General features: G+C 71.6%; 14 protein-coding genes and 1 tRNA gene. 2 read left to right on the top strand and 13 right to left on the bottom strand.

Going from position 1 to position 14,879, the window contains the following annotated elements; genetic code table 11:
• Positions 1-146 precede the first annotated feature (146 nt).
• From AC5020_RS02245 to AC5020_RS02215, 7 genes are all read right to left on the bottom strand, one after another.
• A tRNA-Ala gene (locus AC5020_RS02245) sits at positions 147-219 on the bottom strand.
• A gap of 53 nt (positions 220-272) precedes the next feature.
• Positions 273-926: a histidine phosphatase family protein gene (locus AC5020_RS02240; protein WP_464987058.1), complete on the bottom strand. Its 654-nt coding sequence runs from the start codon at positions 924-926 to the stop codon at positions 273-275.
• Positions 923-1,300 (bottom strand): ribosome silencing factor, encoded by a 378-nt coding sequence (gene rsfS, locus AC5020_RS02235; protein WP_377016542.1) that lies wholly within the window; start codon positions 1,298-1,300, stop codon positions 923-925. The genes AC5020_RS02240 and rsfS overlap by 4 nt, the downstream gene beginning before the upstream one ends.
• Positions 1,297-2,235, bottom strand: coding sequence for a hypothetical protein (locus tag AC5020_RS02230; RefSeq protein WP_464987057.1), 939 nt, complete (start codon positions 2,233-2,235; stop codon positions 1,297-1,299). Before AC5020_RS02230 ends, rsfS begins: the two co-directional genes overlap by 4 nt.
• Positions 2,228-2,836 (bottom strand): nicotinate-nucleotide adenylyltransferase, encoded by a 609-nt coding sequence (gene nadD, locus AC5020_RS02225; protein WP_377016538.1) that lies wholly within the window; start codon positions 2,834-2,836, stop codon positions 2,228-2,230. The genes AC5020_RS02230 and nadD overlap by 8 nt, the downstream gene beginning before the upstream one ends.
• A gap of 5 nt (positions 2,837-2,841) precedes the next feature.
• Positions 2,842-3,021 carry a hypothetical protein gene (locus tag AC5020_RS02220; protein ID WP_377016536.1) on the bottom strand — a complete coding sequence of 60 codons (180 nt, stop codon included), beginning with the start codon at positions 3,019-3,021 and terminating at the stop codon, positions 2,842-2,844.
• Between the two features lie 88 nt (positions 3,022-3,109).
• Positions 3,110-4,405: a glutamate-5-semialdehyde dehydrogenase gene (locus AC5020_RS02215; protein WP_464987056.1), complete on the bottom strand. Its 1,296-nt coding sequence runs from the start codon at positions 4,403-4,405 to the stop codon at positions 3,110-3,112.
• A gap of 217 nt (positions 4,406-4,622) precedes the next feature.
• Between AC5020_RS02215 and AC5020_RS02210 the strand changes: the two genes are divergently transcribed.
• Positions 4,623-5,390: a DedA family protein gene (locus tag AC5020_RS02210; protein ID WP_464987055.1), complete on the top strand. Its 768-nt coding sequence runs from the start codon at positions 4,623-4,625 to the stop codon at positions 5,388-5,390.
• A gap of 48 nt (positions 5,391-5,438) precedes the next feature.
• Here the strand turns inward: AC5020_RS02210 and proB are convergent, their stop codons facing one another.
• From proB to AC5020_RS02180, 6 genes are all read right to left on the bottom strand, one after another.
• Positions 5,439-6,602 carry a glutamate 5-kinase gene (gene proB, locus AC5020_RS02205; RefSeq protein WP_377016530.1) on the bottom strand — a complete coding sequence of 388 codons (1,164 nt, stop codon included), beginning with the start codon at positions 6,600-6,602 and terminating at the stop codon, positions 5,439-5,441.
• A 2-nt stretch (positions 6,603-6,604) separates the two neighbouring features.
• On the bottom strand, positions 6,605-8,176 hold the full coding sequence (obgE, locus tag AC5020_RS02200; RefSeq protein WP_464987054.1) for a GTPase ObgE: 1,572 nt from the start codon (positions 8,174-8,176) through the stop codon (positions 6,605-6,607).
• 201 nt (positions 8,177-8,377) lie between these two features.
• Positions 8,378-8,632, bottom strand: coding sequence for a 50S ribosomal protein L27 (rpmA, locus tag AC5020_RS02195; RefSeq protein WP_377016526.1), 255 nt, complete (start codon positions 8,630-8,632; stop codon positions 8,378-8,380).
• Between the two features lie 37 nt (positions 8,633-8,669).
• Positions 8,670-8,978, bottom strand: a complete 309-nt coding sequence (gene rplU / locus AC5020_RS02190; protein WP_377016524.1) for a 50S ribosomal protein L21 — start codon at positions 8,976-8,978, stop codon at positions 8,670-8,672.
• Positions 8,979-9,263: 285 nt separating this feature from the next.
• Entirely contained in the window at positions 9,264-12,542 is a 3,279-nt protein-coding gene (locus tag AC5020_RS02185) for an Rne/Rng family ribonuclease (protein WP_464987053.1), read from the bottom strand.
• 241 nt (positions 12,543-12,783) lie between these two features.
• Positions 12,784-14,088, bottom strand: coding sequence for an MFS transporter (locus AC5020_RS02180; protein ID WP_464987052.1), 1,305 nt, complete (start codon positions 14,086-14,088; stop codon positions 12,784-12,786).
• Positions 14,089-14,246: 158 nt separating this feature from the next.
• On the opposite strand from AC5020_RS02180, the gene AC5020_RS02175 reads away from it, so the two are divergent.
• Positions 14,247-14,825 carry a TetR/AcrR family transcriptional regulator gene (locus tag AC5020_RS02175; protein WP_464987051.1) on the top strand — a complete coding sequence of 193 codons (579 nt, stop codon included), beginning with the start codon at positions 14,247-14,249 and terminating at the stop codon, positions 14,823-14,825.
• Positions 14,826-14,879 lie beyond the last annotated feature (54 nt).

Genomic DNA, 14,879 nt, shown 5'->3' with positions numbered 1-14,879 from the left:
GTCGCCGGTGCTCTGCAGCGTATGGCCGATGCCGGCGCTGGGATGAGCTAGAGCTGCAGCTCGGGAGATACGCGCGACACACAGCAGAAGGGCCCCACCATCAGGTGGGGCCCTTCTGACGAGTCACTGTCTCACGGTTTCTCGAGTGGAGCTAAGGGGATTCGAACCCCTGACCTCTTCCATGCCATGGAAGCGCGCTACCAACTGCGCCATAGCCCCGTATCGGGTGCCGCCCCGGAAGGCGACTCATCGATGGTACATCGCTGCTGACCTCAGATGAAATCGGGACCGACGTTGTGTGACAGCAACCTCATGAGCCGCCCTTCCGGGTCCGATCGCAGCGGTTCCAGCACCGAGCGATGGCAGTTCTCCAGCCCCGCCAGACCACGGAATTCGTTCGCGTCCAGTCCCAGCAGAGCGGTGATCGCGAGCGTGATCGCCGCGCCGTGGGTGACGACCATGACGGTGCCTCCGCGGTTATGAGCGACCAGCTGCCGGCAGGCCGCCGCCACGCGGGAGCCGACGGCGGGCCGGTCCTCGACGTCCAGCCCCGTCACCTCACGGTGGTCCCGCCAGGCGGCGTGCTCCGTGGGCCAGCGCCGACGGATCTCGTCACCGGTCAGGCCTTCCCACTGCCCGAAGCCACGCTCGAGGAAGGCCTCGTCCGTGGAGACCTCGAGACCGCACGCCTGGCCGATCGCGCGCGCCGTCTCGTGCGCGCGCTGCAACGGGGAGGAGACAATGAGATCCGGCGGGTTCTCCGCGACCGCGGCCGCCAGCAGCGCGGCCTGCTTGGCTCCGGCGGCGTTCAGCGGGATGTCGACCTGGCCCTGGAGGCGACCATCGCGGTTGTAGTCGGTCTGGCCGTGGCGCACGAGGACGAGGCGGGTGCTCGCGAGACCACCCATGGACAGCGAGGAGCTCACGCCGGGCGGCCCTCGTCGATCTGCAGGTCCACCAGCGGGGCGTCGCGCCACAGGCGCTCGAGCGCGTAGAACGCCCGGTCCTCGGCGTGCTGGACATGCACGACGATGTCCCCGTAGTCCAGGAGCACCCAGCGGGCGTCGCGCTGGCCCTCCCGGCGCAGGGGCTTGCGGCGCCGCTCCTTGAGCAGGGCCTCCTCCACGCCGTCGACGATGGCGGAGACCTGGCGCTCCGAGTCGCCGCTGCACACGAGGAACAGGTCGGTGATCACGACCTGCTCGGAGACGTCGAGGCCGATCACCTCTTCGGCGAGCTTGTCGGAGGCGGCCTGGCCGGCCACCCGGGCAAGGTCGAGGGATTCTTCGGGGGCGCTCACGCGGTCGATTCCTCCACATGGGGATGGTTGTTGAACAGGTCGTGCACGGTGAGGTCCAGGGCGGACGCCTCGCCGGGGCCGATCACTCCGCTCAGCAGCAGTGCGACCAGCACGATCAGTGCGAGCGCGATCAGGGCCCACACCAGCCACAGCAGCGGGCGGCCCCCGGAGCGCTCGGGGCGGTGCAGCACCTTGCCGTCGAAGCGCGGGGCGGGTCGGGGATCAGGGGCGTCGGTGATCGACAGCTCCCCCAGCTCCACACCGTCACGGTCGCGGTCGGTCACGGCCGTGCGGCGCGCCGGCTGGGACCGTCGGGCGACCTGCGCTGCGGCGCCGGGCAGTGGCGCGGACGCGGCGGACTGCCGGCCCTGGCCGGCCTGGTGGCTCGCGTCCGGAGTGTCCGTGGACTGTCCGGTCTGCCGGGACGTCGCCGCGCCCGCGGCGTCCACGGCGTCCGGGTCGCCCCCGGTGCTCGGCTCGTCCCCGGGTTCACCCCCGCGGGCGGCCCCGGACGTCGCCTCGGCCCCGGGCGCCTGCTCGGACGCCGACGTGCCTGCGGTGTCGTCGGAGGCAGAAACGTCCTGACCCTCCGTGGCACCCTCCGCACCCTCCGCACCGGACGCCGGCGACGAGGCCGTGACGTCGGCAGCAGAGGAATCGGGGGCCTCGGTGGGCTCCGAGGACTCGACGGTCCCCGCGACCTCTGCCTCGGGGGCGTCGCTGAGCTCGATGATCCGCGCCCGTCGGCCGAACTTGCGCAGCGTCGGGACGGGGGCGTCGGCCGAGGGCGGCGCGACGGGGCCGCGCACGCTGGGGACCGGTGGCTGCTCGCCGGTGATGGCAGCTGCGGTGCGAGTCTCCAGAGCGGCGCTCTCCTCGGGGCTCAGCGCGCGAGCGCGGCGCCCGCGACGCGGGCTCGTATCGGACTCAGTCATCGCCGTCACCTCCTGTGTAGAGGGCGTACTTGTTGATGTATTGGACGACCCCGTCGGGCACGAGGTACCAGACAGGACCGCCGGCGGCGACTCGGGTGCGACAGTCCGTGGAGCTTATCGACATCGCCGGCACCTCGATCAGGGAGACTCCATCGGCCGGCAGGCCGGAGGTGTCCAGCTCATGACCCGGCCGGGTGACGCCGACGAAGTGGGCGAGGGAGAAGATCTCCTCCGAGTCCTTCCACGTCAGGATGGACTGCAGGGCGTCGGCGCCGGTGATGAAGAACAGATCCGCGTCGGGGTGGATCGTCCGCAGGTCGCGCAGGGTATCGATGGTGTATGTGGCCCCCGGGCGGTCGATGTCGACTCGGGAGACGGTGAACACCGGGTTCGCGGCGGTGGCGACCACGGTCATCAGGTACCGGTGCTCCGGGTCCGAGATGCTGCGGTCGCCCTTCTGCCAGGGCCGGCCGGTCGGGACGAAGACGACCTCGTCCAGCCCGAAGACGCTCTGGACCTCGCTGGCGGCGACGAGGTGGCCGTGGTGGATGGGATCGAACGTCCCACCCATCACGCCGATCCGTCGTCGCTGCTGCTCCATCCCAATCAGTGGTCGCCGGGCTTGTCGGACTTGCGCCGCTTTCGCTGGTTCGCCCCTCCGGTGAGGTAGGTGACTCCGAGCAGGATCATCATGATGACGAAGACGCCGATGCCCACCATGGGAGCCGGCACCCCGCCGGTCGCGTGTTCGCCGGACTCGGCGAGGATCATGAGCTGGTCGATCATGTTCTTCAGGGCCTTTCCACGGGTGACCGGCCCATCATCCCACAGGGGCGCGCACGCTCAGGCCTCGACGCGCGTGATGGGAGTGGCGTCACGGGCGCACGTGCCCCTGCCCGATCACGAGCCACTTGCCGGTGGTCATCTCCCTCAGGCCCATCGGGCCGCGCGCGTGGAGCTTCTGGGTGGAGATGCCGATCTCCGCACCGAATCCGAATTCGCCGCCGTCGGAGAACCGGGTGGAGGCGTTGGCCATCACCACGGCGGAATCGACCTCGGCCAGGAACCGCTGCTGGCTGAGCAGGTCCCGGGTCAGGATCGATTCGGTGTGGCCGGTGGAATGCTCACGGATGTGCGTGAGCGCCTCGTCGAGATCCTCGACCACCTTCACCGCCAGGTCCAGGGCGAGGTACTCGGTGTCCCAGTCCTCCGCGGTCGCCGGGAGGACCTCGATGTCCGTGCCCGCTTCGGCGAGGATGCCGGCGGCCGTCTCGTCGGCGTGCAGGCGCACCCCTGCCTCGGCGAGCGGCCGGGCCAGGCGGGGAAGGGCGGCGCCGGCGATGTCGCGGTGGACCAGCAGGGTCTCCAGCGCATTGCACACCCCGATGCGCTGGGTCTTGGCGTTGGTGACGATCGAGGCGGCCTGATCGAGGTCCGCGCTGGCGTCGATGAGGATGTGGGTGTTGCCGGTGCCGGTCTCGATGACCGGGACCAGCGAGTTCTCGATGACGCGCCGGATCAGGCCGGCGCCGCCGCGCGGGATCAGCACGTCGATCAGGCCGCGGGCGCGCATCAGGACGTCGGCACCGTCGCGTCCGTGCTCGTCGATGCCCACCACGAGATCCTCGGGCAGATCGTGCTCGGCCAGTGCGGAGCGGAGCACGGCGATGAGGGCGGTGTTGGAGTGCAGGGCCGCGGAGCCTCCACGCAGGACCACCGCGTTGCCCGATTTCAGGGCGAGGCCGGCGGCATCGACCGTGACGTTGGGCCGGGCCTCGTAGACCATGCCGATCACGCCGAGTGGCACGCGGAGCTCACGCAGCTCGAGGCCGTTGGGCAGCACGGAACCGCGGATGACCTCGCCGACGGGGTCCGGCAGCGCCGCCGCGTCGCGAAGCTGGTGGGCGATCTTCTCGACGCGCTGAGGGTCCAGGGCCAGCCGGTCGCGCAGCCCCGGTGCCATGCCGGCGGCATCGGCCGCCTCGAGGTCGCGGGCATTGGCCGAGACGATCTCATCGGCGCGAGCGACGAGGGCGTCTGCCATTGCGTACAGCACGGCGTCCTTGGTCTCGCGGTGCAGGCGGGCCAGGGCGGGCTGGGCGTCCTTGGCGGCTCGGGCGGCCTCGCGCACCGCCTGCTCGACGTCGGTGACCTCGGGTGCAGCAGTCATGGAACGAGCTTAGCCGCCGATGCCGCCCGATTCCGCTCGAGCCCAGGCGTCGGGACAGCGGCCGTGCGCCCCGGCGCGGTCCCGGGCTTCGGCGGTTCCGCCCAGGGAACCTTGCGGTTATCCCCATAGCATCACGAGACCGGTGCCGGAAGACTGTGCTTCTTCACCCCCGAACGACCCGGCCCCCGAGGAGACGCGACCGCCGATGGATTCCGTGATGCAGTTGGTCGAGACGGTCATGGCCTCACCCTGGCTCTACCTCGTGGTGTTCCTCGTCGTCGCGATCGATTCGGTGCTCCCGGTGGTTCCCGGGGAGACCGTCGTCATCACCGCCGGTGCCTACGCCGTGGTCCAGTCCTCTCCCGAGGCCCAGTGGCTGCTGCTGGTGGCCATCGCCGGAGCGGTCGCCGGGGACATCACCTCCCACCATGTCGGACGCGGCGCCGGTCCCCTCACCCGCCGTCTGCGGCGCAATCGGGTGGGCGAGAAGCTGTTCGGCTGGGCCGAGAACGGACTGATGACTCGCGGCGGCATGATCATCATCGCCGCGCGCTTCATTCCCGGCGGACGCACCGCCACCTCCATCGCCTCGGGCATGATCGGCTATCCGCGCCCGCGGTTCATCGGTTACTCGCTCCTCGCCGGAACAGCGTGGGCCACGTACAACGTCGCGATCGGCATGCTGGGAGGCTTCGCCTTCCGCGAGCAGCCGCTGCTGGGTGTCGCCATCGGCGTGGGGCTGGCCCTCGTGGTGGGTCTGATCATCGAGCGCGTGCGGATCGCCCGGGAACGACGACAGGGCCGTGCCTCCGGCACGGCCGCAGCGGCTGCGCCGGGGGCCGCTGCGTCCGCGGACGGTGCACCCACGCCGGCTGCGCGCACGCAGTCCGAGCACGACGAGGTCGCCGGGCGTCGAGCGCAGGGCACCGAGCCGCGCGAGCCCGATGACACCGCCGAGCAGGAGCGGATCTACGCCGGCGACTGAGACCGTCCATGTCGCCGGCCGGCGGCACGGGCCCCGGGCTGAGCGGTCTCAGAGCACCACCAGCTGGTCGCGGTGGACAGCGGGGCGGCGATACCGCTCCCCCAGCTCTTCGTGCAGCTCCCCGGAGCCACGCCCGCTCATGGCGCGCAGCTCGTCGCTGCTGAAGGACGTCAGCCCGCGGGCGAAGATCTCCCCGTCGGGCCCGGCGATGTCCACCGGTACGCCCGAGGGGAAGGTTCCCTCCACGCCCGTGACGCCCACGGCGAGCAAGGATCGCCGCCGGGTCCGCACGGCCTGCGCGGCTCCTTCGTCGAGCGTGAGGGTGCCTGCGCCCCGGGTCGCGAAGCGCAGCCACACCAGCCGCGACCGGCGCCGGCCGTGGTGACCGGGGAAGAAGGTACCGACATCTTCCCCGGCAGCGGCCGCAGCGAACCGCGGCGCCGAGGTCAGCACGGCAGCAGTGCCGGTCGTGGAGGCGAGCTGAGCGGCGGAGAGCTTGGTGACCATGCCGCCGGTGCCGATCTTCGAGCCGACGCTGCCGATGCTCACATCGCTCAGCCGGGCGGCGTCCTCGACCACGGCGATGCGCTGGGCGCCGGGCTCGCGCGGCGGCGCGGTGTACAGCGCGTCGACATCGGTCAGCAGGAACAGCGCGTCGGCCCCGAGCAGCTGCGCCACCAGGGCGGCGAGCCGGTCGTTGTCACCGAAGCGGATCTCGTGGGTGGCGGTGGTGTCGTTCTCGTTGACCACCGGGACCACATTCAGCTCGAGCAGGGACTCCAGCGCGCTGCGCACGTTGCGGTAGGTCTGCGGGCGGATCACGTCGGATTCGGTCAGCAGCACCTGTCCGGTGATCCGTCCGTGCCCGCCGAAGGCGCTCGACCACGAGGTGGCCAGCAGTGCCTGGCCCACGCTCGCCGCGGCCTGCTGGAGCTCGACGGAGCCGGGCCGCTCGGGCAGGCCCAGCGGACCCAGAGCCGCCGCGATCGCGCCCGAGGAGACGATGACGACCTCGGTGCCTCGCTCGGCCAGCGCCGCGGCGGTGGTCGCGATCGCATCGACCCGGTCCTGATCGAGCCGACCACGGTCATCGGTCAGGCTCGAAGAACCGATCTTGACCACGATGCGTGCGGCCTCGCCCAGCATCCCGCGCTCGGTGAGCCGGGCCGGCTGGCGCAGGCGCGCACCGGTGCCGTTCGCCGTCCCCGCCATCCTCAGCGCTCCTGCTCGTCGGACTCCTCGGGCGCTGATGGCGCTGATGGCTCGGACGCGGCGGACGGCTCGGCCCAGTGCCCGGCACGGCGCTCCTCGTCCATCGCGGCGATGCGGTTCATGCGGGCCTGGGTGCGGGCGCGCTGCTCCTCGCGCTTCTCGTCACGGGTGGGGCGGTGATGGTCCTCGAGCCGCCGATCGGAGCCGCGCACGCCGAGCAGCTCGGCGCCCCCGACCATGGTCGGCTCCCAGTCGAAGACGACGGCGTCGTCCCCGGGTCCGATCAGCACGGTGGACCCGGCGACGGCGCCGGCGGAGAACAGCTTGTCCTCCACGCCCAGACGGGCGAGGCGATCGGCGAGGTATCCGACGGCCTCGTCATTGGTGAAGTCGGTCTGGCGCACCCACCGCTCGGGCTTGTCGCCGACGACGCGGTAGGCGGTGCCGCCGTCGTACTGCTCGGTGACCACGCGGAACTCCTCCGCGTCCACTGCCCTGGGGGTGATCACGATGGGAGCGGCCTCCGGGGCGGGCAGCGCGGCGCGTGCCTGCTCGACCAGCTCGCCCAGGACGAAGGACAGCTCGCGCAGGCCCTTGCGGTTCAGGGCGGAGACGTCGAGGATCGGCACGTCCCGCTCTCCGAGGCGTTCCCGGACCATGTCCGCCATATCGGCCCCGTCGGGCAGATCAGTCTTGTTCAGCACGATCACGGTGGGCCGCTCCATCAGCGGCACACGGGTCTCCGCCTGCTCATCCAGACTGCTGGCATAGGTGGCCAGCTCGTTCTCGATCGTCTCGAGATCAGTGACGGGGTCGCGCTCTGATTCGAGGGCCGCGGCGTCGAGGACGTGGACGATCACGTGGCAGCGCTCGATGTGGCGCAGGAAGTCCAGGCCCAGGCCCTTGCCCTGGCTGGCGCCGGGGATCAGACCCGGCACGTCGGCGATCGTGTAGCGGAACTGGCCGGCCTCGACGACCCCGAGATTGGGCACCAGGGTGGTGAACGGGTAGTCGGCGATCTTGGGCCGCGCAGCGCTCATCGACGCGATCAGCGAGGACTTCCCGGCGCTGGGGAAGCCGACCAGGGCCACGTCGGCCACGGACTTCAGCTCCAGGACGAGGCTGCGCTCCTGGCCGGGCTCGCCGAGCAGCGCGAAGCCCGGGGCCTTGCGCTTGGTCGTGGCCAGGGCCGCGTTGCCGAGTCCGCCGGAGCCGCCGCGGGCGGCGACGAATCGGGTGCCGATGCCGATCAGGTCGGCCAGAACGGTGCCGTCCTCGGTGGCGACGACCGTGCCGTCGGGCACAGGCAGGACGAGGTCCTCGCCGCGCGCGCCATGGCGCAGGTCGCCCTTGCCGAAGCCGCCGTTGGTCGCGCTCTGGTGGGGCTTGTGGTGGTAGGCGAGCAACGTGGTCGTCGAGGCGTCGACCTCGAGGATCACGTCACCGCCGCGGCCGCCGTTGGCGCCGTCGGGCCCGGCCAGCGGCTTGAACTTCTCGCGGCGGATGGAGGCGGCGCCGTGGCCGCCTGACCCTCCGGCGACCTGCAGCCTGACGCGGTCGACGAACGTGGCCATGGGTGACCTCCGATGGTGGAGCGGATGGAGGGGTGGAGTGAGCAGGTCGCTGGGGCGCGTCGGCGGGTCGGTGCCGACGAGCCTCGAGCGGTCGGTGGCGGGAGCGTCCCGAGCAGCTGGGTGCAGATACGCGTCGAGGGGCGGAGCAGTCGGCTCCGCCCCTCGAAGGCAGTTGTGTGCCCCGGATTCCGGGGCGGCAGATCAGACCGTCTCGACGACGTTGACCACGCGGCGATCACGCTTGCGGCCGAACTCGACGGTGCCCGCGTTCAGCGCGAACAGCGTGTCGTCGTTGCCGCGGCCCACGCCGTCACCGGGGTGGATGCGGGTGCCGCGCTGACGCACGAGGATCTCACCCGCGCCGACGACCTGGCCGCCGAAGCGCTTGACGCCGAGGCGCTGGGCGTTGGAGTCGCGCCCGTTCTTGGAGGAGCTGACGCCCTTCTTTGATGCCATCTGGAATCAATCCTTCTTCCGTGTTCGAAGGGATCGCTCAGGCGATGCCCGTGATCTTCAGCCGGGTCAGCTCCTGGCGGTGGCCCTGGCGCTTCTTGTACCCGGTCTTGTTCTTGTAGCGGAGGATGCGGATCTTCGGACCACGGAGGTCCTCGACCTTCTCGGCGGAGACCTTCACGTCGGCCAGCTCGGCCTGGGCGGAGGTCACCTTGTCACCGTCGACCAGCAGCACGGGGGCGAGATCGACGTTGTCGCCCGCCTCGCCTGCCACGCGGTTGATCACGATGGTGTCACCGACCGACACCTTCTCCTGACGACCGCCTGCGCGGACGATTGCGTACACCACGTCACTGCTCCATCTTGTGATTCGGATATGTCTACGGGTCGTGCTCCTGCTCGGCGGGGCCGCGGACCTGCGACCGTCAACCGGCCCTGCACGCCCTGGGGAGAGGTGCAGGCGGGAGATGCGGTCGCGCGGTGTCCACCGGGAAAACGACTGGACGCGTTTTGCGCCGAAGAACAGCTTACGATCCCCGGAACCCCGGGTCAACCATCGGAGGCGGTCCGACCTGCGAGAACGCCGTCACACCGTGTGCAACTCGTCACGCCGGTCGCGCCCGCCCTCTCCGGTTCAGGACTGCGGCGGGGCGTCCTGCTCCCACGCGTCGCCGGTCTCCCCGGCTGCAGCTTCCGACTGCTGATCGACCGCGGGCTGCTCGGCCACCGGCTGTTCGTCAGCGGACTGCTCGCCCGCCGGCTGTTCGGCCGCCGGGCCCGCGTCGTGTGCGGCCGGCTCATGAGCCTCAGGCTCCGCCGACCGCTCAGGTGTCTGCTCTGCAGGCTGCTCCGTCGATTCCTCGGCCGACGGGTCCGCCGGCTCGCCGGCCGACGGCTGTGCCGCGGCGTCGCCGGCCGATGGGTCCGCCTGGGCGTCCGCGTGCCGCAGCTCCGGGAGGGTCGCCGGTTCCGCGGCCTGCGGATCCCGGGTGTCGTCCACCGCGATGACCTGTCCGTCGACGGTGACCTCCGGGTGCGAGTGGGCACCGGAGGCCGCGGCGATCGAGGCGATCGTGGCGCGGGCGAGGGCGCGGCTGTCCGCGTCGTCCTCGAGCCGGTGGACGTCGGGCTGCGGCTCCTCCGCGGGCGCCTCCTCGGCGGCGGAGTCGTCCTTGCCGCCGCCTCGCGAGCGACGGCTGCGGCGCTTGGCGGACTTCGAGGACTCGTCCCCGCCGGAGCCGCCGTTGCCGTTCTTGCCGTTCCCGTTGCCGCCGTTCCCGTTGCCGTTGCCGGCGTGCTGGTGAGGCTGACCGTCGAGGTCGACGACGATGCCGCGGCCGTTGCAGTGCTCGCAGGTCGCGGAGAAGGTCTCGACCAGTCCCTGGCCCACCCGCTTGCGCGTCATCTGGACCAGGCCCAGCGAGGTGACCTCGGCGACCTGGTGCTTGGTCCGGTCCCGGCCGAGGCACTCCACGAGGCGGCGCAGCACCAGGTCGCGGTTGGACTCGAGCACCATGTCGATGAAGTCGATGACGATGATGCCGCCGATGTCGCGCAGCCGCAGCTGGCGCACGATCTCCTCGGCCGCCTCCAGGTTGTTCTTGGTGACGGTCTCCTCGAGGGTGCCGCCGGAACCGGTGAACTTGCCGGTGTTGACGTCGACCACCGTCATCGCCTCGGTGCGGTCGATGACCAGCGAGCCGCCGGAGGGCAGGTAGACCTTGCGGTCCATGGCCTTCAGCAGCTGCTCGTCGATGCGGTGCTTGGCGAAGACGTCCTTGTCGCCGACGTGCTTGGTCAGGCGCTCGAGCAGATCCGGAGCGACATCCGAGACGTACTGGTGGACCTCGTCGTAGACCTTGCCGCCCTCGACGATCAGCGAGGTGAAGTCCTCGTTGAAGACGTCGCGGACCACCTTGATGGCGATGTCGGGCTCCTGCGAGAGGGCCACCGGCGCGGACTTCGACTTCTGCGCCTTCTGGATCTTCTCCCACTGGGCACGCAGCCGCGCGACGTCGTTGGTCAGCTCCTCCTCGCTCGCGCCCTCGGCGGCGGTGCGCACGATGACGCCCGCGTCCTCGGGGATGAGCTGGCGCATGAGCTTCTTCAGTCGCGAGCGCTCGGTGTCGGGCAGCTTGCGGGAGATGCCGGTCATCGACCCGCCGGGCACGAACACGAGGTAGCGGCCGGGCAGCGAGATCTGGCTGGTCAGGCGAGCACCCTTGTGACCGATGGGATCCTTGGTGACCTGGACCAGCACGGGGTCGCCGCTCTTGAGGGCGAGCTCGATCCGGCGCGGTTGGCCCTCGAGGCCGACGGCGTCCCAGTTGACCTCGCCGGCGTACAGCACGGCGTTGCGGCCCTTGCCGATGTCGACGAAGGCGGCCTCCATCGAGGGCAGCACGTTCTGGACCTTGCCCAGGTACACGTTGCCGACCATCGAGGTCTGCGCCTTCTGGGCGACGTAGTGCTCGACGAGGACGTCATCCTCGAGGACGGCGATCTGCGTGCGTCCGCCGCGCTCGCGCACGACCATGGACCGCTTGACGGACTCACGGCGTGCGAGGAACTCGGCTTCGGTGATGACGTTGCGCTTGCGGCCGTTGTCGCGGCCCTCGCGGCGGCGCTGGCGCTTGGCCTCGAGCCGGGTCGAGCCCTTGACGGCCTTGACCTCGTCGCGGGCCTCGCGGACCTTGACGACCGTGTTGGGCGGATCATCGGTCGACGTGGACTCGTCCCCGTTGCTTCCCGAGCGGCGACGACGACGCCGGCGGCGCGAGCTGGAGGATCCCGAGGATCCGCCCTCGGCGCTCTCGTCGCTCTTGGCGTCCTTGCCCTCGGACGGCTCGCCGCGCTCGTCCTGCGAGGAGTCGTCGTCCTGGTCGTCCCGGTCATCCTGCTCGTCCGAGCCGTTCTCCTCGTCCCCGCGGCCACGGCCCCGCCGGCCACGACCGCCGCGGCGGCGACGGCGACGGGAGCCGTTCGAGCCGCCGGTGCTGCGCTCAGAGTCCTCATCGGAGTCGTCCTCGGAGGCCGTGTCCTCGGTGCTGTCCTCTGCGGAGGCGGAGTCGTCGGATCCGCTGTCGCGGCGGGAGGAGCGGCGCGACCGGCCGCGGCGCGAGCGCGAGCGCCCGCCCTGCTCGTCGTCGGAGGTCGCGGACCGTTCGTCGCTGCGGCGGGTCTCGTCCGTCCCCTCCGTCTCGTCGCTCTCGTCCTCGTCCGCTCCGGCGTCGAAGGAGACGTCCGCACCGCCGACGGGGGCGTCGTGCGCGCCGACCGTCGTGCGCGGCGGCGTCGGTGCCTGGAACAGGAGCGAGGCGAAGTCCATCTGGACCTGTTCGCGCCGGCGGGACCGGTCGTCGCCGGCGTCCTCGGTCTCGTCGCCGGAGCCACCGCGAGCGTCGGCGAGGGCTCGCAGGTCATCGACGACAGGGTTGTCGTCCTCGTCGCCGGACCCGCCGTCCCTGTCGTGGGACCCCGCGTCGCTGGAGCCGGCATCGACCGGTGCTGCGGTCGAGCCAGCCTCGGCCGTGCTGTTCGAGCCCGTCACGTCCTCGGTCTCGACGTCCTCCGTGACGATGTCCTCGGTCTCGGGCTCGACGAGGGGCTCCTCCCCCACCAGCTCCTCGACGACGGGCTCCGGGGCGGGCGGGATCACGGGGGCGCCGGCAGGGGCGCCCGCTCGGCGGCGGGGGCGCTTCGTGGGGGCCGGGGCGGTCTCGATCGGGGTCTCGCTCTGCTGTGCGACGACCGTGCGCGGCGCGGCAGGCTCCATCTCCTCGGAGACCTCCGGTCCCGAGACGGGCTCGGGAGCACCCGCGGGGGCTCCGGCCCGGCGGCGACGCCGCGACGTGGGAGGCGTGGTCGTCTCCTCCGACGAGTCGGATTCTGGATTATGGGTGCTGTCAGCCATACGGCCGTCTCCTTCTGAAGGAACCAGCGCACCCTGGCTCCCCGTGGTCATCGTCCCTGAGGACGGAAGTCTCTAGCCCTCGCCGTCGCGCAGCTTCCCGATGGAAGCGCTGCGATGCCGATCGCGGGAGCACGGCGGTCGCGGTACAACGCGTAACCGGTGCTCCGACGTGACGACGCCGGGAGGTTCCCCCACCCGGTGCGGAGCAGGAGAGTGCCTGCGTCAGTATGGCACAGGCCGTTCACGCGACCGATCCCGACATGCTCGTGCTCACCCCGTCGTCATGCCGGATCCGGCGGTGCAGCGTGGGCACGATGGCCGCCAGGCCGAGGCCTCCGGCGACCAGGAACGTCGTCATCTCCGACGTGACTCCGAGCAGGGCCCCCAGCAGCAGGGAGCCTGCCGCCTGACCCAGGGCGAGCGCGATGAAGAGCACGACCGTTCCCTCCGCGGCGAATTCCGGACGGGCCCTCCCGGCCCAGACGATGAGGACGCCGCTCAGCGCCGTATAGCCCGCGCCGAACAGGCACATCGACAGGTGAGCGGCCCACGACGCTCCGGGAGCGACGCCCAGCAGAACGGTGGCGCCGGCCATGGCAGCAGCGGTGAGGGTCCAGGCGGTCCGCAGGCTCCAGGCCTGGACGAGCTTGGCGGCGATCGCACCGACCATGCCGAGCACACCCAGCACCATCCAGGCCAGCAGCGAGTAGAGCGGCTGATCCGGGCGGGCATCGGCCATCACCGAACGCCCGAAGGTCCAGATGGCGGCGCTCGACGCGCCGGCCAGCAGAGCGGCCACCACGGGGATGACCAGCGGCGCCATGAGGGCGCGGAGCCCTGCGCGGCTGCTCGGCACGGCGTCGTCCGCGGAGCGCCCGGGCCCCGAGGCAGCCCCTGGACCGGCGGGCGGTCCGGAGCTGGCGGGCGGTCCGGAGCTGACGGGCGATCCGGAGCTGGCGGGCGGCCCGGACCTGATGAGCGATCCGCCGCCGGCGGACGAGCCGGCACCGGCGGCGACGGCATCGGCCCTCAAGGTGGCCAGCGCGGCCGCTGCCGCTGTCACCGCGATCACCGCCCAGGCGATCCGCCAGTGCCCGATGGCGAGCAGGCTCAATGCCGCCGCGGCGACCAGGCCGGCGCCGGTGCCGGAGTTGACGACCGTCTGCGCGCTCTCACGTCGGGCGCCGACGAGGTGGCGCTCGATGAGGGTGACCAGGCCGGGCGTCGCGAACCCGGCGCCGGCCCCGGCGAGGACGACGCTCGGGGCGAGGACCGCGGCATGGGGCGCGAGCGCCACGCCGAGCGAGCCCGCCGCGGCCGTACCTCCTGCCAGCGCCACGAATGCTCGCGGGCCGGCGTCGACGCGCGCCGCGATCGCCGCTGCGAGGCAGTAGGACAGGAAGCTGCCGGCCTGGATCGCACCCGAGACGGCCGGGACCATCGCGAACTCCTCGGTGAACTGTGGCAGGAACAGCCCGTACCCGAACCGGGCGAGGCCGTAGGTCGCCGCGATCAGTGCCATCCCGCTGAGGACCAGATCTCGCATCGGCGCTCTCCTTCTTTCCGACGGGCTGGGCGGCCGAACCGGCCGTCGGGCTGTAACGCCCGGGCTCGTCCACCCGGGCTCGGGCACGGCCGCAACTAGAACGCTCGTTACAGTACACCAGAATAGTAGTTCAGTGAAACGGTCGTTACAGTGGAGTGATGGCCCCCTCCCAGCGCCCTTCCGCACGCGACCGGTTGCTCCGGGCGGCCGAGAGCGTGCTGTTCTCCCGCGGCATCCGCGCCACGCCGGTCGACGATCTGCTGCGGGAGGCGGACGTCTCCGCTGCCACCCTGTATGCGCAGTTCGGGAGCAAGGACGGGCTCCTGGCCGAAGCCCTCCGCCGCCGCCTGGCGGACTGGCAGACGATCTGGGACCGCCACGTGGTCGAGGCCGGAGACGACACCGCGCGGCTGCTCGCCCTGTTCGACGCGCTGGAGGCATACCGTGTCGGCACGCATCCCCCGGCGCGCTGGTGCGCCTTCCTGACCACCGCGACCGAGTTCCCGGACCCGGACGGCCCGGTCGGCGAGGTCCTCGCCGCGGACAGCGACCTGCTCGACCGGCGCCTGCTGCATCTGTCCCGTCCGCTCGCCGGCGACCATGCGCAGGAGCTCGCCGATGAGGTGGCTCTCGCCTACGACGGCACGCTGGCCGCCTTCCTCCGGGGACGGCCCGCCTCGGCGATCGACGTGGGGCGTCGGCTGGCTCGCGCCGCGATCTCGGCGCACCGCGCCTGACCCGGCTCCGGCGTCGGTCCCGCGAGGGGACCATGGTCCCCGGATCAGGGCCTC

Source organism: Brachybacterium sp. SYSU DS0246 (assembly GCF_059391765.1).
The sequence above is the reverse complement of the archived record's forward strand: the minus strand, read 5'-3'. Positions and strand labels throughout refer to the sequence as shown.

Excerpts from the sequence above, each read along its gene's own strand:
- AC5020_RS02230 (WP_464987057.1), bottom strand. The coding sequence starts at position 2,235 with ATGACTGAGTCCGATACGAGCCCGCGTCGCGGGCGCCGCGCTCGCGCG.
- nadD (WP_377016538.1), bottom strand. The coding sequence starts at position 2,836 with ATGGAGCAGCAGCGACGACGGATCGGCGTGATGGGTGGGACGTTCGAT.
- AC5020_RS02220 (WP_377016536.1), bottom strand. The coding sequence starts at position 3,021 with ATGATCGACCAGCTCATGATCCTCGCCGAGTCCGGCGAACACGCGACC.
- AC5020_RS02215 (WP_464987056.1), bottom strand. The coding sequence starts at position 4,405 with ATGACTGCTGCACCCGAGGTCACCGACGTCGAGCAGGCGGTGCGCGAG.
- AC5020_RS02210 (WP_464987055.1), top strand. The coding sequence starts at position 4,623 with ATGCAGTTGGTCGAGACGGTCATGGCCTCACCCTGGCTCTACCTCGTG.
- proB (WP_377016530.1), bottom strand. The coding sequence starts at position 6,602 with ATGGCGGGGACGGCGAACGGCACCGGTGCGCGCCTGCGCCAGCCGGCC.
- obgE (WP_464987054.1), bottom strand. The coding sequence starts at position 8,176 with ATGGCCACGTTCGTCGACCGCGTCAGGCTGCAGGTCGCCGGAGGGTCA.
- rpmA (WP_377016526.1), bottom strand. The coding sequence starts at position 8,632 with ATGGCATCAAAGAAGGGCGTCAGCTCCTCCAAGAACGGGCGCGACTCC.
- AC5020_RS02185 (WP_464987053.1), bottom strand. The coding sequence starts at position 12,542 with ATGGCTGACAGCACCCATAATCCAGAATCCGACTCGTCGGAGGAGACG.
- AC5020_RS02180 (WP_464987052.1), bottom strand. The coding sequence starts at position 14,088 with ATGCGAGATCTGGTCCTCAGCGGGATGGCACTGATCGCGGCGACCTAC.
- AC5020_RS02175 (WP_464987051.1), top strand. The coding sequence starts at position 14,247 with ATGGCCCCCTCCCAGCGCCCTTCCGCACGCGACCGGTTGCTCCGGGCG.